This is a genomic window from Vibrio sp. M60_M70 (assembly GCF_037162085.1).
GTDB classification, from domain to species: domain Bacteria; phylum Pseudomonadota; class Gammaproteobacteria; order Enterobacterales; family Vibrionaceae; genus Vibrio; species Vibrio diabolicus.
Genome location: NZ_JARLUL010000002.1, coordinates 1,097,703 through 1,121,838, shown reverse-complemented (window position 1 = coordinate 1,121,838; position 24,136 = coordinate 1,097,703). Strand labels below are relative to the sequence as shown.

The window sequence follows — 24,136 nt, the reverse complement described above, 5'->3', positions numbered from 1 at the left end:
GATCAACAATCTGAAAAGCGACCAATTGCAGTACTATAAGCATCAGTAATTTAGGTTATCTTGGTCGCAATTTCTCCAGCTCGCTGGTTTTTTCAGCGGGCAAACTTCTTTGTAATAAAACGCCACGATTTTCATTTTTTTGTGATACAATCCCGCCTCTTTTTTTCTCACTCAAGAACAAGCATGAAGTTTCCTGGTCAGCGTAAATCTAAACACTACTTCCCAACTCACGCTCGAGATCCATTAGTAAACCAAATCCGACAAGCGCCTAAGCTATATCGCCCAACTATCGTTGGTGTCGGTCAAACCATCGTAGATATCGAAGCGCGTGTAGATGATGCGTTTTTAGAAAAATACAACCTAAGTAAAGGACATTCACTCGTTCTTGAAGAAAGCAAAGCAGATGCACTTTACGAAGAACTGGTTGAGCAAGGCCTGATCACACACCAATACCCAGGTGACACGATTGGCAACACTCTGCACAATTACTCAGTATTGGCGGATAGCAAATCCGTTTTGCTCGGTGTGATGTCCAAGAACATTCAAGTCGGTTCTTTTGCTTACCGTTACCTTTGCCGCACGTCTTCACGCATGAACCTCAACCACCTACAAACGGTAGATGGTCCTATTGGTCGTTGTTATACCCTGATTTCTCAAGATGGCGAACGCACATTTGCTATCAATGAAGGTCACATGAACCAACTACTTCCGGAAAGCATTCCTGAAGAGATCTTTGAGAAAGCATCAGCTCTGGTTGTTTCTTCTTACCTAATGCGCGGTAAAGAAGAGGATCCAATGCCGAGAGCAGTACAAAAAGCGATCGACTTTGCCAAGAAGCACGATGTCCCTGTTGTACTGACTTTAGGCACAAAGTACGTTATCGAAGGTAACGCGCAGTGGTGGCAAGAGTACATTCGCGAGAACATATCTGTTGTTGCAATGAATGAAGAAGAAGGCGCCGCATTAACAGGCGAGACAGAACCGCTAGCGGCTGCTAATAAAGCACTTGAGTGGGTCGATCTTGTTCTATGTACTGCTGGGCCAAATGGCCTATACATGGCAGGTTACACTGACGAAAAAGTAAAACGAGAAACCACACACGACATTCTTGAAGGCTCAATTGAAGCCTTTAACCAATACGAATTTAGTCGTGCGATGCGTAAAGGAGATTGTGAGAAGCCAATGAAGGTATACTCTTACATTGGTCCTTACCTAGGTGGTCCACTAGAGATTAAGAACACCAACGGCGCAGGTGATGCGGCACTTTCTGCTTTACTGCATGATATGGCTGCAAACTCTTTCCATCAAAAAGAAGTGCCTAACTCAGAAAAGCACGAAGTACGCTGTTTGACTTACTCATCACTTTCTCAGATCTGTAAATATGCAAACCGAGTAAGCTATGAAGTGTTGACGCAACACTCTCCTCGCCTATCGCGAGCACTTCCTGAACGGGAAGATAGCTTAGAAGAAACTTACTGGGATCGTTAAGATCACAGCTTTAAAGCTAAAAATACATCAAGGTCACCATTTGGTGGCCTTTTTGTTTTGATCTGGCGCAGTAATTAGTAGATTTTGTTAGTATGTAGCACAGTATAGAGCAGTAAACTCTTTACATACCGAATCGAAACAGTACCATCACAGAGCAAACGTTTGCCCAACAATGATACTTGCTCCAACTCAGATTGTTTTTCAACACTACCTGCGAGTCACTTTAGGGATTATCCATGCAGTCAGATATTGAAATTTGCCGAAACACACCACTTTCTTCTATTGATGTTATTGCGGAAAAAGTAGGGTTATTACCCGAAGAATATGACACTCACGGGAAGCACAAAGCCAAAGTCCATCCAAAATGTTTGGAGCGGCTCAAAGAGAATGATAACGGTAAGCTTGTGCTTGTTACTGCGATCACTCCTACCCCACTTGGCGAAGGAAAAACCGTTACAACAGTCGGACTGGCGCAAGGTTTAGCTAAGCTTAGACAATCCGTTATCGCATGTATTAGACAACCTTCTATGGGGCCTGTATTCGGTATTAAAGGCGGTGCTGCTGGCGGTGGTTATTCCCAAGTTGCTCCAATGGAAGAACTGAACTTGCACCTTACTGGTGACATCCATGCGGTGACGGCGACGCATAATCTAGCTTCAGCCGCGCTTGATGCTCGCTTGTATCATGAACAGCGCGAAGGCTATGATGCCTTTGAAGCACGTACTGGATTAAAGGCACTTAAAATCGATACGGCGAGCATTACTTGGAAACGAGTAATGGACCATAATGATCGTGCACTACGTAAAGTCAAAATTGGGTTAAATGAGCCAGGAAAAGTCATCAATGGATACGAACGCGACGAAGGGTTCGATATTTCTGCCGCGTCTGAGTTAATGGCTATCATTGCACTGGCTAAAGATTTAAAAGATTTACGTCAGCGTATTGGGAAAATTGTCGTAGCGTACGATTTGAACGGAAACCCGCTAACCACTGAGGATCTGCAAGTTGCAGGAGCAATGGCAGTGACATTAAAAGAGGCCATAGCACCGACACTGATGCAAACTCTGGAAGGTGTTCCTACGTTGATTCACGCAGGCCCGTTTGCAAACATCGCCCATGGAAATTCATCTATTATTGCCGACGATATCGCGCTAAAACTATCAAGTTACACTGTAACTGAGGCGGGGTTTGGTTCGGACATGGGATTTGAGAAAGCGTGTAACATTAAAGCTGCCGCCGCCAGCAAGGCGCCAGATTGTGTAGTGATAGTAGCGACATTACGCGGCCTCAAAGCAAATTCTGGACACTATGATTTACGACCAGGTATGGCCATTCCAGATTCCATTTTTAATCCAGACCAAGCAGCATTGGAAGCGGGATTTGAAAACTTAAAATGGCACATTAATAACGTTCATAAATATGGCATTCCAGCTGTTGTCGCTATTAACCAGTTCCCGCAAGATTGTGAGAAAGAGCTTAAAATACTTAAAGAGCTGGTTCAGCAATTTAATCCGGAAGTTAAAGTCGCTATCAGCACCGCTTTTGCGCAAGGCGGGCAAGGCACAACTCAGTTAGCTCAACATGTTATTGACGCTTGTACCCAGCCTACAGAGTTTCGTCCTTTATACAATAAAGAACAATCGTTACACGAAAAACTTATGGCTGTGTGTGAAGCTGGCTATGGTGCCGCCAATATAGAAATGAGTTCCCTTGCTACTGAACAGCTCAACCATTTTGAAAATCTAGGTTTTAACAACTTAGCGGTTTGCATAGCGAAAACCCCACTATCGATAACAACAGATTCCGCTGTCAAAGGCGCGCCGACAGGTTTTACAGTCCCTATCCGCGAGTTACGTCTGTGTGCTGGCGCTGGGTTTGTGTATGCGTTATCAGGCACGGTGATGACGATGCCAGGTTTGCCTGATAAACCTGCATTTATGAATTTAGACCTTGATGATGAAGGAAATATCGTCGGTCTCTCTTAGTGTAACGTCAACGTATAGTTGACTATAAAGGAAGCACGTTTAAAGAGTGAGTGGTTTACTTCTATATCCACTCACTTTGAACAGATGAAGAGGCGCGCTTGATTATCTTTATCTTACTGTTTTATCCTCACTTTACATTGTAAATCCATACTTATTTTCTCCCCTTCCCTATAATCTTGCGCCAATTTGATGCACGGCCTACTTAGCACTTCACTAATGTGGTGCAATTACCTTGCGATGAACTTTTAACCCTTTTGATTTTTAAAGAGATATTCTATGGCTCGAATCTTGTACTAAAGTTTGCAGTAGTAAACACATCAGCACATGCACTTTCAAAACCTCTGCGCTGTACACCACTTCCTCCTGGTTAGCACCGTTTTGATGCATGCAAAAAAGGGAAAGGGAATAATATGGAAGACGCACTCGCCGTAATTTTAGCTGGGGGGATGGGGTCTAGGCTCAGCCCACTCACCGATGATAGAACCAAGCCAGCAGTACCTTTTGGCGGAAAGTATAGAATTATAGATTTCACACTAACCAACTGTTTACACTCAGGTTTACGTAAAATCCTTGTTTTGACCCAATACAAATCTCATTCACTTCAAAAACACTTGCGAGATGGTTGGTCAATATTCAATCCAGAGCTTGGCGAGTACATTACTGCGGTTCCACCTCAAATGCGCAAAGGTGGTGCATGGTATGAAGGAACCGCTGATGCGATTTATCACAACATGTGGTTACTATCGCGCAATGACGCGAAGTATGTGGTTGTGTTATCCGGCGATCATATCTATCGAATGGACTACGCCGCGATGCTTGAAGAGCATAAAGAGAAAGGTGCTAAGCTCACCGTTGCCTGTATGGATGTTCCCGTAGAGGATGCTTCAGCATTCGGGGTAATGGGCACCGCAGAAAACGGGCTAGTTACTTCATTTATAGAAAAACCAGAATGCCCACCTACCCTTCCAGGAAGTAAAACCAGAAGCCTCGTTTCCATGGGGATTTATATCTTTGACATGGATGTTTTAAAAGAAGCACTCGAAGACGACTCAAAACTCGATTCATCAAGCCATGACTTCGGAAAAGACATCATACCTAAGCTGATTGATACGGAATCCGTTTATGCATATCAATTTTGTGGCAGTAAAGGGCGCGTTGATAAGGATTGCTACTGGCGCGACGTGGGTACCATTGATTCCTTCTATGAAGCGAATATGGATCTGCTAGAGCCAGTACCACCAATGAACCTATATCAATCCAATTGGGCGATTCGTACTTACGAGCCGCAGTTTCCACCAGCTCGTACCGTATCGTCAGCCACGGGTAATGAAGGTATTTTTATTAACTCCATCATTGCTACCGGTGTCATCAATTCTGGAGGCTCAGTACAGCATTCCATTATTTCCTCTAACGTACGCATTCAAGACAGCGCCACGGTAGTCGATTCCATCATTTTTGATGACGTAGAGGTCGGTGAAGGAAGTCAGTTGGTCAACTGTATTGTGGATAAACATGTTCGTATTCCGCCACATACTCAAATTGGCATAAACAAACTAGAAGATGCGAAGCGATTTAAAATCTCAGACAAAGGTATTGTCGTCATACCCGAAAGTTATCAATTCGATTAAACGACAAACCATCGCAACAAAAAAGCGCACGATCATCATCATGCGCTTTTGTTTAAATGCCTATTAACGTTAGGCTATAACAGTTAATCAAAAACGATTAGATGTTACATACCGTTGACCAGCTACCATCTGTGCCCGGCTCAGCCGCTGTCCACCAGTTCGCTTGGTAAACCACACCGTTGTGGATGATCTTATCGCCTTGGTTAGCGTGGCTTGGGTTACCAGCCCAATCCGTTTGTGGTAGAGCTGGGTATGTCACTAAACCTGTCGTATCACACGTACCTGGTTCAGTAGTACCACCATCACCCGAGCCTGCATTTAGGTCACCAATTGGCAGTTCTGGCTGTTCAAACTTGAACGCAAACTCTTTACCACCAGAAATCACTGAGTAGTTAGCCGGACCAGAGATTGGTAGGTAGTAAACCATATCAAGCTCGTAAGTACCGCCCGCTGGTAAATCTTTCCAAGCAGGTAGAGAGAACGATACGCGGTGCATTACGCCATCTAAGCCACCGATGTTGTTTGCACGAGTATGTCCAGAAGCAATGACTTTCAAACCGCCACCAGATTGATCTTTCGCATTATCAGGAGCTGATACTGGGATATCAAACTGGAATTCAGTACCACCAGGGATCGCTTGACCAGTGTTGTTCGTAAACGTGATCTTCGGATTAATTGGGTAGTTTTGGTCGCCAACCTTAAAGCCGCCAACGCTGACTGTAATGTCTACCGCTTCTGTTGGTGTCGGACCCGTCGCGACTTTATTACCGTAAGGTGTTGCAGACTTAAACTTGTCGTAGATAGCTTTGGTCATAGTGTTACCCATGTGGTACTCACCATTACCAGCTGCACAAGCTTGTTCAGTTGCATCTACTGCCGTACGATTACCATTTGCATCCAGTACGTAACAGTTGTAGTCGCCTGCCAGTTCCCAGAACATAATACCGCCGATTTCTTTATCGATAACGTAATCAGCTTTCACTTCGATAGAAGCTTTATCTTCCGTAGATAGGAACACGCTCTTCTCTGCGTTCCACAACCAAGGCGCTACAGCAACGCTATCGTAATGACGTGTATATGTACCAACAAACTTATCCGAAGGATCGTTAACTGGATCAAGACCGTAAGCGGCTGCGTAAGAGCCCCAGATACCATTTTCTAGGTTCTTCGCATGCCACATTGGGTTAGAGCCAGCGCCCATTTCGTTGCCTTTAGGGTCTGTATCGTGCCACATGTTGTCGATACCAATAGCACCGTGACCACAGTTGTTCTTCTCACCTTCACCGGTACCAGGTTGACACTCAGCTTGGTTTGGCAGTGCTGCTCGGCCCCACAGACCATTTTCACCACCAGTAACACCTTGCCAACCACGGGTGTAGTAAGGAACACCGATGTTGATACGACCTGCTGGCATAGAACCACGGAAATAGTGGTAAGCCCAGTCTGTGTTCAAGTAACCGATACCACCGTATGCAGCAGTGCCGTATACGTTCCACTGGGCTAGCTCCGAGTCTTTACCTGTATCGAATAATGCTGCGTTGTGACCAACGTGATCATTCCAAGCCCCATGCAAGTCGTAAGACATGATGTTTACGTAGTCTAGGTACTTAGTTACATCGAAGGTTTCCATGCCACGCAGTAGGTAACCTGAAGATGGTGCTGCGATAGTCAGCATATAATGAATGCCATCTTGCGCGGATGCCGCGTCAAGTTTCTCACGCAATACTTTCATCAGCTCTTGGTAAGACGCCCATAGATACTGACGACGTGGTTCCATGAAATCTTTGTCGTAAGGGTTACCAGCACCTGCCATTGATGTCGGGTATTCATAGTCGATATCCAGGCCATCGAACTTGTACTGACGCATCATTTCAACGGCTGAAGTTGCGAACTTCTCGATGCCTGCATGGTTAATAGAACCGTCCGCATTCGTCGTCATGGTGTAGAAGCCACCATCAGCCACACGATCGCCATTCGTATCGAAGTGACCGCCCGTTTCAGCCCAACCACCGATAGAGATTAGCGTTTTAACATCATGTTTTTGCTTGTAAGTCGCGAGCGCACCAAAGTGACCTTTAAAGCCAAGAGCAGGATCTACCTCAACGCCAGGCCAAGTTTTACCCGTAGCAGGGTTGTTAGGGTCATTAACGTCACCAACGTTTACTTTACCATCAGAACCAATGCTCACAAACGCGTAGTTAATGTGAGTAAGTTGCTCCCAAGGAATATCTTTAACAAGGTAAGTCGATTGAGGGTCCTCACCTGCGCGCCAACTAGTAAAGTAACCAATCACACGACGTGGGTGATCGGCGCCCATTTTCTCGCGACCTTCTTCGTCATAAATAGAACAGTAAGGGACGTCTACACCCGTTGTTTGATACAAGCCATCAGGGCGACAGTTAGATGTCACCGCGCCACCGTTTACCGTTAACGTAGCAAGTGCAGAATCTGCAGTTGCTCCGGCATCATCGGTTGCTCTTGCATAAACACTTAGCGAACCAGCTTGTGAAGGCGTTACATCAAGCGTGTATGGTGCAGTTGTTGCGGTGCCAGCAAGGACACCCGCCACATAGAAATCAACTTTAGCAACGGTGCCATCCGCATCTGCGGCATTCGCAGTCAGTGTGACGGAGCCACCCAAGTCAATAGAAGTCGCAGAAAGTGCAACATCCACTGTCGGCGCTTCGTTACCAGGTTGTGCTGGTGCCACAGTTAACGTCACAGCACTTGCTGTGCTCACTGCACCCGTATCATCATACGCCTTAGTAGAGAATTCATGCTGGCCTTCAGTCGCTGTCCATGACGCAGCATAAGGCGCAGACGTTGCCTGACCAACTAATACGCCATCAACAAAGAATTCTACTTTGCTAACGGTTCCATCGGTATCTGCTGCATCTGCAGCTAGGTTAACAACATCCCCCGCAGTCACAGAAGCCGACGCAGAAGGCGATGTCAGAGTAACAGTCGGGACTTCATTCTGAGGTGGATCAACCGGTCCAGTGCCATCACATGCGCCAAGTGTTTCCCACTCGCCCCACTCACCAGATTGCGCTGGGTTACTGTTTTGCGTCCAGTAACGTGCTTTGTAAGCATTACCTTCATGTTGAACTTGGTCACCACCGTTATAAACTTTTGATGATTGCCAAGTTTCTAGAGGGGCACAGTCAACCGCTGCGTAGCTATTGAAGGCCATAAGACAAGAAGCGGTGAGAGTGCTTAGTGTGAACACGCTTTTCACTGCGTTGCCGTTTTTAAGGTGCATAATCGCTCTTCCTTAAGTTATTGTTAAAACAATACTAAATGCGCTAAACAAAGCGCACTTATACTTTTATTTCGACGTAAAATAACTTAAGTACAAGTTGGTGATTTCACACTATCTATTTACGAGTTTTCCACACCGCCTCGCAACAATCCACTAAATGCTTGCAACAACATACCTATTATTTGGCACCAGTAACTAATTTTATAAATCAAATAAATATGTCACTCGCAAATTAATAAAAAAGGCAAAAAAAGTCGTTATTTTGAAATAAAGATCACTAAGCCTTTGTTGACCTTGGCGTTTCATTAAAATGTCGCTTGTACTCACGACTAAACTGTGATGGGCTCGTGTACCCGACCAGTCTCGCGGCATCATTAACACGTCGCCCCTCCAACTGGATTAACTCGCGCGCTTTATTAAGTCGAACTTTCTTAATGTATTGCAACGGAGATTCAAGCGTGACATTGCGAAAAGCTTGATGGAAAGCAGACACACTCATATTGGCTTCTTCTGCCAATGTTTGTACGCTCAACTGTTCATGGTACGCTTGATGAACACGATTCAGTGCTTTGGCCACTCTAGCGTAAGAGCCTTCTTGGTGTGCTAAGTCAAATAAAACATACCCTTCTTTGCTTACCAAAGTGCGATAAACAATTTCCTCAAGAAGTAGATCACCGAGCATGACAACATCAAGCTCATTACACAACGCGCTCATTAGTCGCTTGCATGCATCCAGCATACCTTCGCTCATGCGTACCGATTTAAGGCCGCAACGGGTAGCATCCAGACACTTATTACTGAATTTCTCAGCCTCAAGTTTTTTAACGAGCTTATGAAGAAGCGTTGGCGAAATATCTATCGAGATGCCAAGTAAAGGCTCATTGTTTGTCGCAAACGCTTCGCACTCCAGGGGCATGGGAACTCCTACAACAAGGTAATCATCGGGCCCATATTGGACAGGTGTATCACCAATATGAATGTTCTTATGTCCTTGACCTAAAACAATAATGCCAGACTGATAGACAAACGGCTGTCGATGATTTCCTTTGCTACTGCGATAAAACCATACGCCATCTATTGCGGTTTTCTTCATACCTTCTAAGTCATGCAGTCCCTGCTTTTCAACATATTGCTGCATGATATCTGCGAGAGTGTGCATTAGAGCGCTCCATCAATGACCAACGAGTTTGGTCTCTATTATTATTGTGAGCACTATACTTCCTCTCAACTTTAACTTTCTAGTTCAAGAGCATTAATTTTGTAGAAATAGGCAAATTATTTGCAGAAATCGACCTGTTAACGAACGTTAATCAGGACTAATATGCACGTATTCAATCTCCTTTACTGGAAGCAAGAGGGCTAATAATGAACTTTTCTTATGTAAACCCAACCAAGATTTTCTTTGGTCAAAAACAAATCGCTGCAATCAAAGAAGCTATCCCATCCGACCAAAAAGTTTTAGTGGTATACGGCGGTGGCTCAATTAAAAAAAATGGCGTGTACGACCAAGTCTCAGAAGCACTAGAGGGACATGAATGGCTAGAGTTTTCTGGTGTTGAACCCAACCCAACCAAAGAAACGCTCGATAAAGCGGTCGCAATGGTAAAAGAACATGGTGTTGACTTTATTCTTGCTGTAGGTGGTGGTTCAGTCATTGATGGCTCTAAATACGTAGCAGCAGCATCTAAGTATGATGGTGATGGCTGGGATATCATGATTGGTAAACACCAAGTCACTGAAGCGACGCCTCTAGCTGCAATTTTGACATTGCCAGCAACAGGCTCAGAGTCAAACATGGGCGCAGTTATCACTAAAAAAGAAACTCAAGACAAACTTCCGTTCATGTCTCCAGCAGTACAGCCTAAATTTGCTGTGTTAGACCCAGATGTAATGAAAACATTGCCAGAACGCCAGTTGATCAACGGCATTGTTGACGCGTGGGTGCACGTATGTGAGCAATACTTGACGCTTCCTACCGGCGCAATGGTTCAAGATGGTTATGCAGAAACACTGCTGAAAACCTTAAAAACACTCGGAGAACAGTTTGCCGAGCGAGACGACGATATGTGGCGCGCAAACTTAATGTGGTCTGCTAACCAAGCATTGAACGGGTTAATTGGTAGTGGCGTTCCACAAGACTGGGCGACACATATGATCGGCCATGAATTAACGGCTCTATGGGGCGTCGATCATGCACGTTCTCTTGCAATCGTCCAACCATCGCTACTTCGCAACCAAATGCAATTTAAACGTCCTAAACTAGAGCAAATGGGTCGCAACGTATTTGGACTTGAAGCTGGAGACGATCTTGCTGAACGTACCATCGAAGCGATCGAAGCGTTTTATCATCAACTTGATGTCGCAACTAAGCTAGAAAACTATGGTGAAAGTCGTGAACAAGCGATCGATGCCATCATCGAACAACTCAATAAACACGGAATGACCGTTCTCGGTGAAAACCAGGCGATTACTCTTGAACGTAGTCGTGAAATTTTAGAGCTCGCTGTTGCCTAACAGCAAAAACAGTTCACTGCCCTTTCTAGGGTTTAACGGTATTGTGACTTAACGGTCACAATACCGTTTTTTTATGCTATTTTGTAAGCTTCATCACGTTCAAATTCGGGAACTCCTCAAAATAACGATTAATCCCTACAAACTCATTGATCGTGTAGGTCAGTAAAGAGACAACTGTCCAGCTTTACACAAACAAAAATAAAATTGAATTCAAAGGTCTAACTTACTCATTTAATGGACCTTTTATTTGTTGTAGTTATCCACTACATTAGCTTGTCTGTTCGAGAATCCATTTTATGTGGCTAGTTGTTGTCGTATTAGCATTCATACATATCATCAGTATCCGTAAAGGTCCTAAGTGGGTCTTCTACGTATCCAAACCATTACCAGTGCTCTGTATGTTAGGAATTTTAATCCAGTCTCCTGCCTATCATATGCCATATACGCATTGGATTTTGATTGGCTTATCGCTCTCGTTGCTTGGTGATCTACTATTAATGCTCCCTAGAGATAAGTTTATTACCGGATTAGTGCTCTTCTGCTCTGCCCATCTTTCCTATAGCTACGGTTTTACCATCATGTCCGCTTGGCATTTTACGCCTTGGCTCCCTATTGCTTTATTTGGACTCGGTGTATGTTTCTATTGGTTGTTTCGACCGGACCTTGGTCAAGAAAAGCTCCCGGTTGCCAGTTACATATTGGTATTGATGACCATGTGTTGGGCTGCTATCGAGTATTATTTGAGTGGAAAAACACAATCGTCCTCGTTTGCAGTGCTCGGAAGCTTTATCTTCATCGTTTCTGGTACCGTCTTAGCTTTTGAACGCTTCGGGGGACGAGCCGTATTTTCGCGACAAGTCGTCATGGTGACCTACTATTCCGCACAAACATTGATGGTAATGTCCGTTGTTGCCATCGTAGTTCGTTATCCGTATCTCAGTTGAACTGACTTATTAGTAATAGCTTTTGTGCCTAATTCTTAAAACATCACTTTATCAAGCACTAAAGTGAGCAGGTTCTTAATCTTAGAACCTGAATATAAGCTTGTTCTTAATGAAATAATGCGCACAACTTGCTATTGTAGAAGGATATTTTTCCTTTATAGCGTGCCCCTTTGAAAGAGAACACTCCTGTTGTTGAATTTAGCAACGTAAACAAGTGGTATGGCGATTACCACGCTCTAAAAGATATCAACTTCTCCGTAAATTCTGGCGAGATCGTCGTGGTGTGTGGCCCTTCTGGTTCAGGAAAATCAACGCTCATTCGTTGCATCAACCATCTTGAATCGATTCAAGAAGGCCAGCTTCATGTATTCGACCAGCCTTCTCACGCAAAATCTCTCAAGCCCGGTAAAATCGGCATGGTGTTCCAGCACTTCCACCTTTTTCCTCATTTGACTGTACTGGAAAACCTCACCTTAGCGCCGATTCGCACACTCAAATTGTCAAAACAAGAAGCTGAAAAACGCGCACGACATTACCTAAAGCGAGTCAACATTGAAGAGCAAGCGAGCAAGTACCCTATCCAGCTTTCTGGCGGTCAGCAGCAACGCGTCGCGATTGCCCGCTCCTTATGCATGGAACCGGACTTGCTCCTGTTTGACGAACCAACTTCGGCGCTTGATCCGGAAATGATCAATGAAGTGTTGGATGCCATGGTTGAGCTGGCACAAAGCGGAATGACGATGATTTGTGTCACGCACGAAATGGGATTTGCCAAAAAAGTAGCGAACCGCGTGGTATTTATGGATGAAGGCCAAATCCTGGAAATGAACTCACCGATCGCCTTATTTGAGACGCCACAGCATCCACGAACCCAAGCATTTTTGAACCAAATTTTAAGTTACTGATGATAGTTCGCGTAATCAAACCCGTCCTTCAAGCTTTACTGCAAATGATGCTCCTCTTCATCGCGATTGTGTGGGTGTTGGACTCTGGTGCCGATGCTATGGGCTATCAATGGCAATGGGAACGCGTGCCTGATTACATCGCTTTTTATGAAGATGGCGAATGGTGGCCCGCAGAACTTATCGATGGGCTATTGGTCACGCTTAACATCTCGGCCATTAGTCTATTCTTCACCTTAGTGTTGGGGTTGGTCACCGCGTTACTAAGGCTTAGCGATTCGAAAGTCGGCAATGTTATTGGCACCACTTATGTCGAGGTAATACGTAACACGCCGTTGTTGGTGCAAATCTATTTGCTCTATTTCGTGTTTGGCCCCGTGATTGGTTTGGACCGATTCAGCACCGCCGTTTTGGCTTTGTCCCTTTTTCAAGGTGCTTACACTGCAGAAATATTCCGCGCAGGTTTAAACAGTATTCCTAAAGGGCAATTCGAAGCATCACAAACACTCGGGTTATCACCGTTTTACACTTACAAAGACGTAATTTTTGCCCCAGGTTTTACAGCGCACATTACCGCCATTGACCAATGAAGTGGTTTCTTTGATCAAAAACTCTTCCATTGTGAGCGTGATGGCGATTTTTGATTTAACAACACAGGCACGCAACATCGTCTCTGAGACGGCGATGCCGTTTGAAATTTGGTTTACCGTGGCAGCAATTTATCTTGCTCTCACTCTATCACTTTCTGGCTTGTCTGCATGGCTAGAACACAAACTCGGAGCCAGTTGGCGCAAATTATAAGGAGATAACATGAAGTTATTCAAAGCGACCATTACTGCATTATTAGGGCTAGCCATCGCTATGCCTACAATCGCGAAAGAAGATGTTGCCACACCCAATGTAGATCAAATCAAAGAACGAGGCACTTTGCGCGTTGGTATGTCAACATTTGTACCTTGGGCAATGCGCAACAAGCAAGGTGAGTTAATCGGTTTTGAAATCGATGTGGCCAAACGCTTAGCACAAGATTCAGGTTTGAAAGTGGAATTTGTACCGACTGCATGGGATGGCATTATTCCCGCACTACTGGCGAAAAAGTTCGACGTGATTATCGGTGGCATGTCGGTCACGCCTGAGCGTTCCAAAAGCGTGTTGTTTACTGAGCCCTACTCGCACTCTGGAGTTCAAGTGGCAGCGAACAAAGAGCTGGCTTCAGGTTTTAGCGAATTCTCCGATTTTGACTCACGACGCGTAAAAATAGCGGCTCGTCGCGGTGCGTTCACCGTTCAAGTAGCCAGAGAAACCTTCCCGAAAGCGAAGATTCTGCAATTTGATGATGACGCTCAAGCGTTCCAAGAGGTGCTGAATGGTAACGCCCATGCGGTCATCGCTTCTAGCCCAAAACCAGAGCATGAGACAGTGAAACACAGCGACAAACTATTCCTTCCATTCTCCGAGCGACTCTCAAAAGGTAACGAAGCCTTTGCGGTTCGCCTAGGAGAAGAAGATAAAAAAGCCTTTTTCAATAAATGGATTGAAGAAAGAACCCAAGATGGATGGTTAAAACAGCGTTATGAATACTGGTTCTCGACATTAGATTGGCAAGATCAAGTCGCGCGAGGCCAGTAATCTAAATGGCTCGTGGTCTTCGCGAGCCTATACTTTCCAATCATCCATTTTACTTTTTCATCATCTATCGGAGTCAAATTTTTGGGCGAACAAACCACCACTCGCACAGTACCCACTAATTCCAACACAGGTTCCTTTCTATCGCGGTTAAACACGCTAGATTGGGTACTGCTTATTATCTGTGGTATTGGTGGCGTTTGGCTGTACCATCGCTCCACTGTTGGTGTGCATTATTTGTGGCAGTGGAAAGAGGCGTTTGAACTACTTTTTACGCCCAGAGCCGATGGTGGTTTGCCCTACTTCTTCCAAGGTTTGATTTCGACGTTAAGGCTCAGTATTTGGAGCATCAGCTTCGCGTTAGTACTTGGCACGTTGCTAGGCTTAGCGCGCTTCTCTCGCTCCGTTTGGTTGCGCACACCTGCAAACACATTTATCCAGTTGGTAAGAAACATCCCACCGTTGGTTTTTGTTTTTATTTTCTACTTTTTCATTTCTAACCAGTTGATCCCGTTACTCGGTTTGGAAGATATTCTACGAAACTATAACAGCGAACCAAATGCGCTACAGAGCTTTCTTTTTGGGCCTTATAACCTTTGGGAAAATCTTGCCTCTGGCGTGTTATGCGTCGGCCTACTATCTTCTGCCTACGTTGCAGAAGTGGTGCGTGCAGGTTTACAAAGTATCGACCAAGGACAGTGGGAAGCGGCAGATTCATTGGGCTTGTCTCGGTGGGTGAAATACCGATTCGTTATCGCGCCGCAAGTGCTCAAAGTCATCACCCCAGCACTTGCAGGTCAAACCATCTCTCTAGTGAAAGACACCTCCATCGTTTCGCTAATTTCTATACAAGAAATGACTTTCGTTGGGACAGAGATGGCAAACTCATCAGGATATATCTTTGAAATTTGGCTGATTGTCGGCCTTGCTTACTTTTTGATTTGTTTCGGGTTGTCACTTACTTTTCGCTACATTGAAGCAAAATCGGAATCCATTTCAAATTAACTCAACCGTATATGTAATTAGACACATTTGAATCTTCAAATCAGAATTGCATCCTGTTACATTGAAAAGATGCTAAATTTTCGGCGTTTTTCATGGAGTTAAAGAATCAATCGGACTACGAGCGATACATTAAGCAAGATAATCTTGGTGAATATTACGTAGTTCTCAATCAATTCACTTTTCACAGTGTTTATCAGCCGATTTTTGATAAGCACCAGCGTATTATTGGAATGGAAGCTCTACTGCGAATTCGTGGCATTGATGGTTCGTTAATTCGTCCTGATGTATTTCTGGCCAACAATGGCCTCGATCCCTACTTTCGATTGTGTGTTGAGTTTTTATCCAGAGCAATGCACATTCGAAATTTTGCACGCTGTTTCGCAGGAACGCCTATCAAACTGTTTCTCAATGTCATGCCTCAAACCCTACTCACCCTAACCAAAGACATGGGCTTTAAAGACAACGGCCTGCTTTACAAGCGCCTTTCCGAACTTGGTATGAGCCCATCAGACGTGGTGTTTGAAGTAGTCGAAGAGTCATGCGGTGATACTGATTTACTGATCAAAGCCGTGCAGTTAATGAGAGCGAATGGCTTTATCTTTGCTATCGATGATTTTGGCGCTCAACATTCTGATATCGCACGTGTTCAGCAGCTCTGCCCTGACATCATAAAAATCGATCGCTCCTATCTACTTGATTACTGCGCCGGAGAAACCTTTTCCATACATAGCGCCGTTGAGCTCGCGGCTCATATGGGAGCAAAAGTGATCATAGAAGGGGTAGAAGAAGACGTGCAGCTGCAAGCGATGTATCAACTTGATTTGGATTATTACCAAGGCTTTTACTTAGGTAAGCCTTGCGCCATTCATCACTGGACCGATAGCCTAAACATTGAGACGACAGTGCATTGACACTGCCCCCTTACAATACAGTAAAACCCAAAAAGCGCCGATATATACTCGGCGCTTTTTGGGTTTTGCTTGGCGATGACCTGCTTAGTTAGGTATTAATTTGCTTAGAAAAAGTCAATAGAGTTACGTCCGCTCTTCGGATCACGAGTCGCTTGCGGCTTTTCAGCTTTCTTACCTTTCTTCGCCGATTGCGACAGCGCGTTTTGTTGTGCTTTACGCTCTTTATGCGCTGCTTTTCGGCCTGTTGACTTAGGTCCAGAGCCTTTAGCAGGCTTGCTTTGGCGAGATTTCTCTTTACGTGCGGATTGCGCTTCTTTCTTCGCTTTCTTTTCCGCTTTTTGCTCTGCCGTTTCAGGTTCAGTTACCGGCGCATCGCAAACCACAACATAATATTCCTGGTTAAACTCAAAAAAGTCACCATCATACATCTTGCGGCGCTTACGTGTTTCTAGCTCACCATTCACCGCGACGTAACCTTCTTCGATGATATGCTTTGCTTCGCCGCCACCGCTGACCAAGTTCGCGATTTTAAAAAGCTTGTACAGTTCGATCGGATGCGCATCAACGTCGATGCCAATCGCTTCGATCTCAATCTCTTCGCCTTCTAAATACTCTTCGTGGTCGTAATCTTGGGTCATGTTACTTACTCTTACTATTTGATGCCCTGAAGTTTAAACGCAATGCTTAAAAATAGAAACCTCTGCCGATGCTCAATCACCGATTAGCCTTGGCATTTGAGTACCTCTTAACCCATTTAACTTGCTGCTCGTTAGCTTGTATGTCGAGGCTTGGTTCAAACGAAGCTGCAATTACGCAGTCTGAAGGTATATACTCTTCAAGTTATTGTTGAAAAGAGCGAATACTTTGTCTCAACCAAGCAGAATTACCTTTGTCACGGCTAACTTGTTTAATTTTGTCGCACCTCCTGATGCCTACTATGATTTCGAAAACATCTACTCGTTAGAGCAATGGCAAGACAAACTTACTTGGACGCAACGTCAAGTTGAAAAACTGGAAGGCGACGTGATTGGCTTACAAGAAGTGTTCAGTATCGAGAAGACTCAGGCATTCTTTTCAACCATCGGCTACCCCTACTTTGCGACCGTTGACACCCCACATGTAGAGGATGAGTACATTTACTCAAGCCCTGTTGTGGCAATCGCATCTCGGTTTCCAATAGAAAAAGTACAAGCGGTAGAGTTTGACTTAGCAACGCTTGAGCTTTTTGGAGTGAGTGTTGCTCCAGAGTTCAGTCGCAAACCTATCTATGCCCAAGTCATACATCCTGTACTCGGTCATATCGCCGTTTACGTGACGCACCTAAAATCTCAACGCCCAGCCGACTCAGAACAACCAGAAACGTCTAGCACGATTATTGGGCGCTGGTTATCCACCCAGCAAAGAGGTTGGGAAGCAGCGATGTTAAGAGACGCGATGCAAAAAAGGTATAGAAAGGAGCCAATGCCAACGGTGTTAATGGGTGATATGAATCAACCTATCACTCCAACCAGTGTTAATAGCGCATTGGTATTCAATACTGGTGACAGTGTCACTGAATTGCAACTCAAAGATGGATGGTCATTACAAAGTGACGCTCTGAAGGATGAACGCCCCGCTACGCATTATCATTTTTCCACTGGGAATGTGCTCGACTATATCTTGCTCTCTCAAGAGTTTGACACCTTATCAGATATATCGGTTGCCGAGGTTGTTGATTATCAGGTGTCTAACCAACATCTGATCAACCCGATTTATGACAGAGATAAAAACGCCAGCGACCACGCATTTGTGGCGCTGACGGCTGAAGTAAAGCTTTGAGTAACCTGTTTAGTGACGTTTAACAATTTTACGTGGAATCAACTCAACACCCGGTTTATAACGTTTGGCGGAAGCGTTGAGCGCTAACTCCATTGCGCTGTCCGCGATCAACTCAAATTGTTGAGGTAAAGAGTTGATTTTCACTGGTAAGAAGTCCAGCAGTCGATTATCACCAAACGTCGCTAGGCGAACTTTGCTCATGAGTTCTGGCTTTTCGAGCATCACATCCAACACACCTTCTAACAGTGTGTATGACGTTGTGACAATGGCATCTGGCAGCTCGTTCTCTGCTAGCCATCTCTCTAAGACTTTCTTACCTTCTTCTCGGGAGAAGTGCTGCCCATAACCCACTGTTGCCGTTTTGCCACCTTGTTGAGAAGCGGATCGAAAACCGAGCTCACGCTCTTTTGAAACTTGAAGGTCTTGCAATGCACCGATTAAGCCAATGGACTTTATATCCTCGGACAGTACTGACTGAGTGAGTTCAAGTGCGGCGTCAAAATCTTCGCTGATGACACAACAAAAGTGCTCATCATCCATTGGGCGGTCTAGCGCGATAACTGGCGTACCAGAATTTTGCAACTTAAGATAATACTCGTTTGCAGTGGGCATACCACTTGCCACAAACAACGCATCAATGCGACGACTGACTAACGCTTCCGCCACCTTTTGCTCTGTATCAGGATCATCATCAGAGCAGCCAATTAAAATTTGGTACCCTGCTTTACGCGAGTTTTGTTCAATCAGTTTTGCAAGACGCGCATAACTGGTGTTTTCTAAGTCTGGGATGATAAGCCCAAATGAGCGTGAATTACCTGCTCGCAAAGAAGACGCCGCATGATCTGGCTTATAATTGTATTCTTCTACAACGGCCATCACTTTCTTCTGAGTCTTCTCGCTGATGCGGTATTTCTGCGCTTTTCCGTTAATCACATAGCTTGCAGTTGTCTTAGAAACGCCTGCTAATTTGGCTATTTCATCCAGTGTCATATTCTAAACCTTATTCTGTGCGCGCGATCATATTAATACATCAGCGATCTTTCGATAAGTTGAATTATAAGCTGAACCGATTCAGTATAAAAGCTGAAAGGATTCAGCAAAACTTAAAAATTGACGTAAATCACCTGAATACACAACAAACCAATTTGTAGGCTAGGCTATAGGACAGCGCCAAAGACTCATTTGTTAACGTCAGTTTTTAAAATAGTTTTTCTGAGTCTTTTAAAAAATTTACCAATAAGCTGAATCGATTTAGCTTGAAAAATAGAATGGTTTGAGGAGTGATAAGCGCTCAGCAGAAGCAGCGTTCAACTTCTCACACAGAATACATTTTTAAATTGATACCTTAAGGCTGGAGAAGCACCATGCTTAAGCTAAATAAGAACGACATTACCCTCTCGCAATCAGCGACAGATAAGTTTGCAGCAATCAAGAATATTGCGCAAAGCCTGACAGACAAAGGCCTTGTTGAACAAGGTTATGTGGAAGGCATGCTAAACCGTGAAAACCAAAACTCTACGTTTTTGGGGAACGGTATTGCCATCCCGCACGGCACGACTGACACTCGCTCAATGGTGAAAACAACGGGTGTTGCTGTGCACCACTTTCCACAAGGTGTCGACTGGGGCGATGGTAACACGGTATTCGTCGCTATCGGCATTGCTGCTAAATCTGATGAGCACCTTGGCATTCTTAAACAGCTAACGAAAGTGCTAGGCGCTGACGGCGTAGAAGAACGCCTACGTAATGCAAAAAATGAAGACGAGATTATTGCCCTGCTCCACGGTGATGTTCAGCTTGAAGCAGACTTTGACGCCTCTTTAATTCAACTTATGTTCCCTGCGAGCGATATGCTACAAATGAGTGCTGTTGCTGGTGGTCTTTTGAAAAACACGGGCTGTGCTGATAACGAGTTCGTCGCAGATCTCGTTACCAAAACACCAACTCACTTAGGTAATGGCCTTTGGTTAATTGGCAGTGACAAACATGTAACTCGCACAGGCGTGTCATTTGTCTCGACGGCAAACGATTGCGAATATGAAGGTCAAAAAGTGCGTGCACTTGTCGCGTTTGCGGCATGTAACAATGCTCACCAGCCTATCCTAAAAACGCTTTCTAATATCGTGTTTAACAATGAGCACGGCAAGCTTTTAGATGCATCAGTAGAACAGATTCTTGCTTTGTTTAAAGGTGAAGAAGTCACAGCCGCATCCTCAGAAGAAGGCAATACCGCTGTATTTAAAATCAAAAACTCTCATGGTTTACATGCTCGTCCGGGTGCAATGTTAGTGGCGGAAGCGAAAAAATTTGAATCCACTATTCGCGTTGCCAACCTAGACGGTGATGGCAAAACAGTAAACGCGAAGAGCCTAATGAAAGTCATTGCGCTTGGCGTTAAGCACGGTCATCAACTTCAATTTACTGCGGAAGGCCCTGATGCACCGCAAGCCTTGGAGTCTATCGGGAATGCTATCGCTTCTGGCCTTGGTGAAGGTTAAGGAGCCGATATGACGAACAAAACAAGTAAAGTTGTCACTATTACGCTCAACCCGGCATTAGATTTAACAGGTTCAGTAAATGAGCTAAACGTTGGTTCCGTGAGCCTAGTGCAGCAAAGCAATCTCCATGCTGCAGGTAAAGGTGTCAACGTAGCAAAAGTGTTGAGCGATTTAGGCGCAGATGTCACGGTTACCGGCTTTCTTGGTAAAGATAACCCTGAGCTATTCCATCAGCTTTTCAATGACATCGGCGTTAAGAATGAGTTTGTAGAAGTACAAGGTGCCACTCGTATCAACGTCAAGCTCGTTGAGGCTAGTGGCAACGTTAGTGACATTAACTTCCCTGGTGTTCAAGTAACGGCTGACGAAATTGCTCGCTTTGAGGAGACGCTATTCCGTCTCGCAGAGACTCACGATTACTTTGTGCTTGCGGGTAGCTTACCTGGAGGCGTAACCGCCGAACAATGTGCTGCGTGGATAAAAGCACTGCATCAACAAGGCAAAAAGGTGTTGTTCGACAGCAGTAAAGCCGCATTGAAATCAGGTATTGAGGCTCACCCATGGTTGATTAAGCCTAACGATGAAGAACTTGGTGATTTTGTTGGCGAACACCTAGAAACACCAGAACAATGCCAAGCCGCCGCGCAAACACTGAGTGACAAAGGCATCGAGAACATTGTTGTGTCGATGGGCGCTGACGGTGTGATGTGGCTAAACCAAGGCAAATGGCTTCGTGCACACCCCCTCGAATGAATGTGGTAAGCACCGTTGGCGCAGGCGATACGCTAGTTGCTGGCTTGTGTTGGGGCCACATGCAACTGATGCCGAAAAACGATTTATTGCGCTTCGCTACAGCACTTTCTGCCTTGGCAGTTAGTCAAGTCGGCGTAGGGCTAACCAGTCAGGAAGAACTGGAGAACATCAAGCAGCAAACTGAAGTTAGCGAGCTTTACCCTATTACAAACTTAGAACAAAACTAAGGAACAGAAGGTTATCGTATGAATATTGCCATTATTACTGCCTGTCCGAGCGGTGTTGCAAATAGCATCCTTGCGGCAGGGTTACTAGAACAAGCAGCCGCAAAATTAACTTGGAATGCAAAAATCGAATGTCAATCAAGTGTGGTTGAACCTACACTGCTGACGGAAGCTGACGTTGAACAAGCAGAAGTCATTATCATTGCGGCAAATACTAGCGTGGATACTTCTCGTTTCGTAGGGAAAAAGGTTTACCAAGCGGAAATCAGCGAAGTAGCAAAAGACGCAACTGCGTTTCTTCAGCAAGCGGTTGAAAACGCCACTTTACTTGAAAAAGCAACCACACTTGCAGCCCCTATCACTCCTGAAGCAACATCAGCAGAGAAGAAAATTGTCGCAATCACCGCTTGTCCTACTGGCGTTGCGCATACCTTTATGGCAGCAGAAGCGCTAGAAGAAGAAGGCAAACGCCGTGGACATCAAATCAAGGTGGAAACTCGTGGTTCAGTTGGTGCGAAAAACCAACTGACTGACCAAGACATCGCAGACGCTGATCTCGTTATCATTGCTGCCGATATCGAAGTACCACTTGATCGCTTCAACGGCAAAAAGATGTACCGCACGAAAACAGGCCCAGCTCTGAAGAAAACAGCCGAAGAGATGGACAAAGCATTCGAGCAAGCCACGATTTACCAACACTCAGGCTCTGCAAATTCTGCTTCGGCAGCGGACGAGAAGAAAGGCGCTTACAAACACTTGATGACAGGGGTATCGCACATGCTGCCTGTGGTTGTCGCTGGTGGTTTGATCATCGCCCTATCGTTCGTGTTTGGTATTGAAGCATTTAAAGAAGAAGGCACGCTAGCAGCAGCGTTAATGAACATTGGTGGTGGCTCTGCATTCGCATTGATGATTCCTGTTCTTGCGGGTTACATCGCGTTCTCAATTGCTGACCGTCCGGGTCTGGCTCCTGGTCTTGTTGGCGGCATGCTAGCAAGTTCAACGGGTGCTGGTTTCCTAGGTGGTATCGCAGCTGGCTTCATTGCCGGTTACGCAGCGAAACTCCTCGCAGATAAGGTGAAACTGCCACAATCGATGGAAGCGCTTAAACCGATTCTGATCATTCCATTTGTGGCAACATTGTTCACTGGTCTTGTGATGATCTACATCGTAGGCGGCCCAGTTTCAGGCATCATGAACGGCCTGACTGACTTCCTAAACAACATGGGTTCTGACAGTGCAGTACTACTGGGTATTATCCTTGGCGCAATGATGTGTTTCGACCTAGGTGGCCCAGTAAACAAAGCCGCTTACGCATTTGGCGTCGGTCTATTGGCTTCGCAAACTTACGCGCCAATGGCAGCAATCATGGCTGCTGGTATGGTTCCTGCGCTAGGTATGGGTTTAGCGACCTTCATTGCGAAGAACAAATTTGAACAAAATGAACGTGAGGCTGGTAAAGCATCATTTGTATTGGGCCTGTGTTTCATCTCTGAAGGTGCTATTCCATTTGCCGCCAAAGATCCAATGCGTGTGATTCCATCTTGTATGGCAGGTGGCGCGCTTACTGGTGCCCTATCTATGCTGTTCGGTGCAAAATTAATGGCACCACACGGCGGTCTGTTCGTACTATTAATCCCTAACGCCATTTCACCAGTGTTAATGTACTTAGTGGCTATCGCAGCTGGTACAGCAGTAACTGGCTTTACTTACGCTTTCTTAAAAAGCAAAGCAGAAGCCAAACAAGAAGTCGCGGCTTAAACAGAATTACTCCGCTTAACAATGCCACCCTCGAATTTGGCATTCAGCACCTCCCTTTAATTCCGGTTAAGGGAGGTGTTTTTTATTCCGCAGCCGGAACGGCAACAATGTCTACTTCCCCACTGTTCATATCCACCGTCGCTTTATAAGTACTATGCGGATCACCGTAATGTTTAAAGGTGAAGTGGTATACATTGGCTGGCGTCCACAAAGCTTTCGAATCAGCGGGCATAATGTCATAGCCATCTTGCTGATAAAGCTCTGTCGCCATTACATTCGCAATTGCCGCCTGCAGGTTTGAGTCACGATCCACCTTTGGCTCTAAAGAAGGGTTACTCGGGTAAGATTCACCGTTGTAACTCATGAGTCGATATGAGCCATTACTCCAAACGATGAAATCTTGCCAGCCATTGCTGTAACTATCTGCAAGTACAATAGGCGTGCGAGTGACAGACATTCGATTGATAACGTTCCCCTCGTTATCAAACATATAAGCTGCACAACCACCGCTGCCACAGAAATAACGGTCTTGTAGCAATACAATGTGTTCTGCATTGCCATCGCTGTTTAAGTCGGCGCTACCCGATATATAACGTAGATTGTCTTGTTCGAGTGAAAGCCCTTCAGGCGCTAAAACCTTGTTATCAATCCAGTTGGAGATGACTTCAGTGCTAACGCTGTTGATTTTAGGAACGGCTTGCTTAGCCTCTTCTGTAGTCATACTGTCTGTCGTAGTACAGCCGACCAAGGTGAAAGAACCGACGAAGAAGAGTCCGTGTAATACGCGCTTGTTCATGTTATCTCGCTCTTTGATGTA

17 protein-coding genes and 2 pseudogenes are annotated in these 24,136 nt (G+C 45.1%); 14 read left to right on the top strand and 5 right to left on the bottom strand.

Going from position 1 to position 24,136, the window contains the following annotated elements; translation table 11 throughout:
* Positions 1-183: 183 nt before the first annotated feature.
* The 3 genes from P4S59_RS20640 (at position 184) to glgC (ending at position 5,101) form a co-directional block, all read left to right on the top strand.
* The gene (locus tag P4S59_RS20640) at positions 184-1,488 is read left to right on the top strand and encodes an inosine/guanosine kinase (RefSeq protein ID WP_164665612.1); all 1,305 of its coding nucleotides are present in this window, start codon (positions 184-186) and stop codon (positions 1,486-1,488) included.
* A 236-nt stretch (positions 1,489-1,724) separates the two neighbouring features.
* The gene (locus tag P4S59_RS20635) at positions 1,725-3,473 is read left to right on the top strand and encodes a formate--tetrahydrofolate ligase (protein ID WP_337168973.1); all 1,749 of its coding nucleotides are present in this window, start codon (positions 1,725-1,727) and stop codon (positions 3,471-3,473) included.
* Positions 3,474-3,883: 410 nt separating this feature from the next.
* Positions 3,884-5,101 (top strand): glucose-1-phosphate adenylyltransferase, encoded by a 1,218-nt coding sequence (gene glgC, locus P4S59_RS20630; protein WP_006742254.1) that lies wholly within the window; start codon positions 3,884-3,886, stop codon positions 5,099-5,101.
* A 97-nt stretch (positions 5,102-5,198) separates the two neighbouring features.
* Here the strand turns inward: glgC and P4S59_RS20625 are convergent, their stop codons facing one another.
* Both P4S59_RS20625 and P4S59_RS20620 read right to left on the bottom strand, forming a co-directional pair.
* Positions 5,199-8,363: a chitinase C-terminal domain-containing protein gene (locus tag P4S59_RS20625; protein ID WP_145535014.1), complete on the bottom strand. Its 3,165-nt coding sequence runs from the start codon at positions 8,361-8,363 to the stop codon at positions 5,199-5,201.
* A 277-nt stretch (positions 8,364-8,640) separates the two neighbouring features.
* A complete protein-coding gene (locus P4S59_RS20620) occupies positions 8,641-9,522 on the bottom strand; it encodes an AraC family transcriptional regulator (RefSeq protein WP_053808441.1) in 882 nt (293 codons plus the stop codon).
* A gap of 206 nt (positions 9,523-9,728) precedes the next feature.
* Here P4S59_RS20620 and P4S59_RS20615 point away from each other — a divergent pair, with 206 nt between their 5' ends.
* The 7 genes and pseudogenes from P4S59_RS20615 to P4S59_RS20585 all read left to right on the top strand — a co-directional run bounded on the left by P4S59_RS20615 (position 9,729) and on the right by P4S59_RS20585 (position 16,265).
* A complete protein-coding gene (locus P4S59_RS20615) occupies positions 9,729-10,877 on the top strand; it encodes an iron-containing alcohol dehydrogenase (RefSeq protein ID WP_006742257.1) in 1,149 nt (382 codons plus the stop codon).
* Between the two features lie 296 nt (positions 10,878-11,173).
* Positions 11,174-11,821 carry a lysoplasmalogenase gene (locus P4S59_RS20610; protein ID WP_337168972.1) on the top strand — a complete coding sequence of 216 codons (648 nt, stop codon included), beginning with the start codon at positions 11,174-11,176 and terminating at the stop codon, positions 11,819-11,821.
* 170 nt (positions 11,822-11,991) lie between these two features.
* Positions 11,992-12,726: an amino acid ABC transporter ATP-binding protein gene (locus P4S59_RS20605; RefSeq protein ID WP_337168971.1), complete on the top strand. Its 735-nt coding sequence runs from the start codon at positions 11,992-11,994 to the stop codon at positions 12,724-12,726.
* Positions 12,726-13,524 (top strand): annotated as a pseudogene (locus P4S59_RS20600) (amino acid ABC transporter permease). Before P4S59_RS20605 ends, P4S59_RS20600 begins: the two are co-directional and overlap by 1 nt.
* Positions 13,525-13,533: 9 nt before the next feature.
* A complete protein-coding gene (locus tag P4S59_RS20595; RefSeq protein WP_182018566.1) occupies positions 13,534-14,352 on the top strand; it encodes a transporter substrate-binding domain-containing protein in 819 nt (272 codons plus the stop codon).
* Positions 14,353-14,433: 81 nt separating this feature from the next.
* Complete coding sequence (locus P4S59_RS20590; RefSeq protein WP_253651134.1) at positions 14,434-15,354, top strand: amino acid ABC transporter permease; 921 nt, start codon at positions 14,434-14,436, stop codon at positions 15,352-15,354.
* Between the two features lie 92 nt (positions 15,355-15,446).
* Positions 15,447-16,265 carry an EAL domain-containing protein gene (locus P4S59_RS20585; RefSeq protein ID WP_046876068.1) on the top strand — a complete coding sequence of 273 codons (819 nt, stop codon included), beginning with the start codon at positions 15,447-15,449 and terminating at the stop codon, positions 16,263-16,265.
* 104 nt (positions 16,266-16,369) lie between these two features.
* Here the strand turns inward: P4S59_RS20585 and P4S59_RS20580 are convergent, their stop codons facing one another.
* A complete protein-coding gene (locus P4S59_RS20580) occupies positions 16,370-16,903 on the bottom strand; it encodes an RNA-binding S4 domain-containing protein (protein ID WP_054867581.1) in 534 nt (177 codons plus the stop codon).
* Between the two features lie 226 nt (positions 16,904-17,129).
* Between P4S59_RS20580 and P4S59_RS20575 the strand changes: the two genes are divergently transcribed.
* Positions 17,130-18,083, top strand: coding sequence for an endonuclease/exonuclease/phosphatase family protein (locus P4S59_RS20575; RefSeq protein WP_337168970.1), 954 nt, complete (start codon positions 17,130-17,132; stop codon positions 18,081-18,083).
* A gap of 9 nt (positions 18,084-18,092) precedes the next feature.
* Here P4S59_RS20575 and cra read toward each other — a convergent pair whose 3' ends face one another.
* Positions 18,093-19,073 (bottom strand): catabolite repressor/activator, encoded by a 981-nt coding sequence (gene cra / locus P4S59_RS20570; protein WP_006742265.1) that lies wholly within the window; start codon positions 19,071-19,073, stop codon positions 18,093-18,095.
* Between the two features lie 374 nt (positions 19,074-19,447).
* Between cra and fruB the strand changes: the two genes are divergently transcribed.
* From fruB to fruA, 3 genes and pseudogenes are all read left to right on the top strand, one after another.
* Positions 19,448-20,581 (top strand): fused PTS fructose transporter subunit IIA/HPr protein, encoded by a 1,134-nt coding sequence (gene fruB, locus P4S59_RS20565; RefSeq protein ID WP_005397987.1) that lies wholly within the window; start codon positions 19,448-19,450, stop codon positions 20,579-20,581.
* Positions 20,582-20,590: 9 nt separating this feature from the next.
* Positions 20,591-21,561, top strand: a pseudogene (pfkB, locus tag P4S59_RS20560) (1-phosphofructokinase).
* 18 nt (positions 21,562-21,579) lie between these two features.
* Positions 21,580-23,319, top strand: a complete 1,740-nt coding sequence (gene fruA, locus P4S59_RS20555; RefSeq protein WP_203347455.1) for a PTS fructose transporter subunit IIBC — start codon at positions 21,580-21,582, stop codon at positions 23,317-23,319.
* 82 nt (positions 23,320-23,401) lie between these two features.
* Here the strand turns inward: fruA and P4S59_RS20550 are convergent, their stop codons facing one another.
* A complete protein-coding gene (locus P4S59_RS20550; protein ID WP_337169207.1) occupies positions 23,402-24,115 on the bottom strand; it encodes a hypothetical protein in 714 nt (237 codons plus the stop codon).
* Between the last annotated feature and the right edge of the window lie 21 nt (positions 24,116-24,136).

Coding starts and splice junctions, on each gene's coding strand:
- P4S59_RS20640 (WP_164665612.1), top strand. CDS start 184: ATGAAGTTTCCTGGTCAGCGTAAATCTAAACACTACTTCCCAACTCAC.
- P4S59_RS20635 (WP_337168973.1), top strand. CDS start 1,725: ATGCAGTCAGATATTGAAATTTGCCGAAACACACCACTTTCTTCTATT.
- glgC (WP_006742254.1), top strand. CDS start 3,884: ATGGAAGACGCACTCGCCGTAATTTTAGCTGGGGGGATGGGGTCTAGG.
- P4S59_RS20625 (WP_145535014.1), bottom strand. CDS start 8,363: ATGCACCTTAAAAACGGCAACGCAGTGAAAAGCGTGTTCACACTAAGC.
- P4S59_RS20620 (WP_053808441.1), bottom strand. CDS start 9,522: ATGCACACTCTCGCAGATATCATGCAGCAATATGTTGAAAAGCAGGGA.
- P4S59_RS20615 (WP_006742257.1), top strand. CDS start 9,729: ATGAACTTTTCTTATGTAAACCCAACCAAGATTTTCTTTGGTCAAAAA.
- P4S59_RS20610 (WP_337168972.1), top strand. CDS start 11,174: ATGTGGCTAGTTGTTGTCGTATTAGCATTCATACATATCATCAGTATC.
- P4S59_RS20595 (WP_182018566.1), top strand. CDS start 13,534: ATGAAGTTATTCAAAGCGACCATTACTGCATTATTAGGGCTAGCCATC.
- P4S59_RS20585 (WP_046876068.1), top strand. CDS start 15,447: ATGGAGTTAAAGAATCAATCGGACTACGAGCGATACATTAAGCAAGAT.
- P4S59_RS20580 (WP_054867581.1), bottom strand. CDS start 16,903: ATGACCCAAGATTACGACCACGAAGAGTATTTAGAAGGCGAAGAGATT.
- cra (WP_006742265.1), bottom strand. CDS start 19,073: ATGACACTGGATGAAATAGCCAAATTAGCAGGCGTTTCTAAGACAACT.
- fruB (WP_005397987.1), top strand. CDS start 19,448: ATGCTTAAGCTAAATAAGAACGACATTACCCTCTCGCAATCAGCGACA.
- fruA (WP_203347455.1), top strand. CDS start 21,580: ATGAATATTGCCATTATTACTGCCTGTCCGAGCGGTGTTGCAAATAGC.
- P4S59_RS20550 (WP_337169207.1), bottom strand. CDS start 24,115: ATGAACAAGCGCGTATTACACGGACTCTTCTTCGTCGGTTCTTTCACC.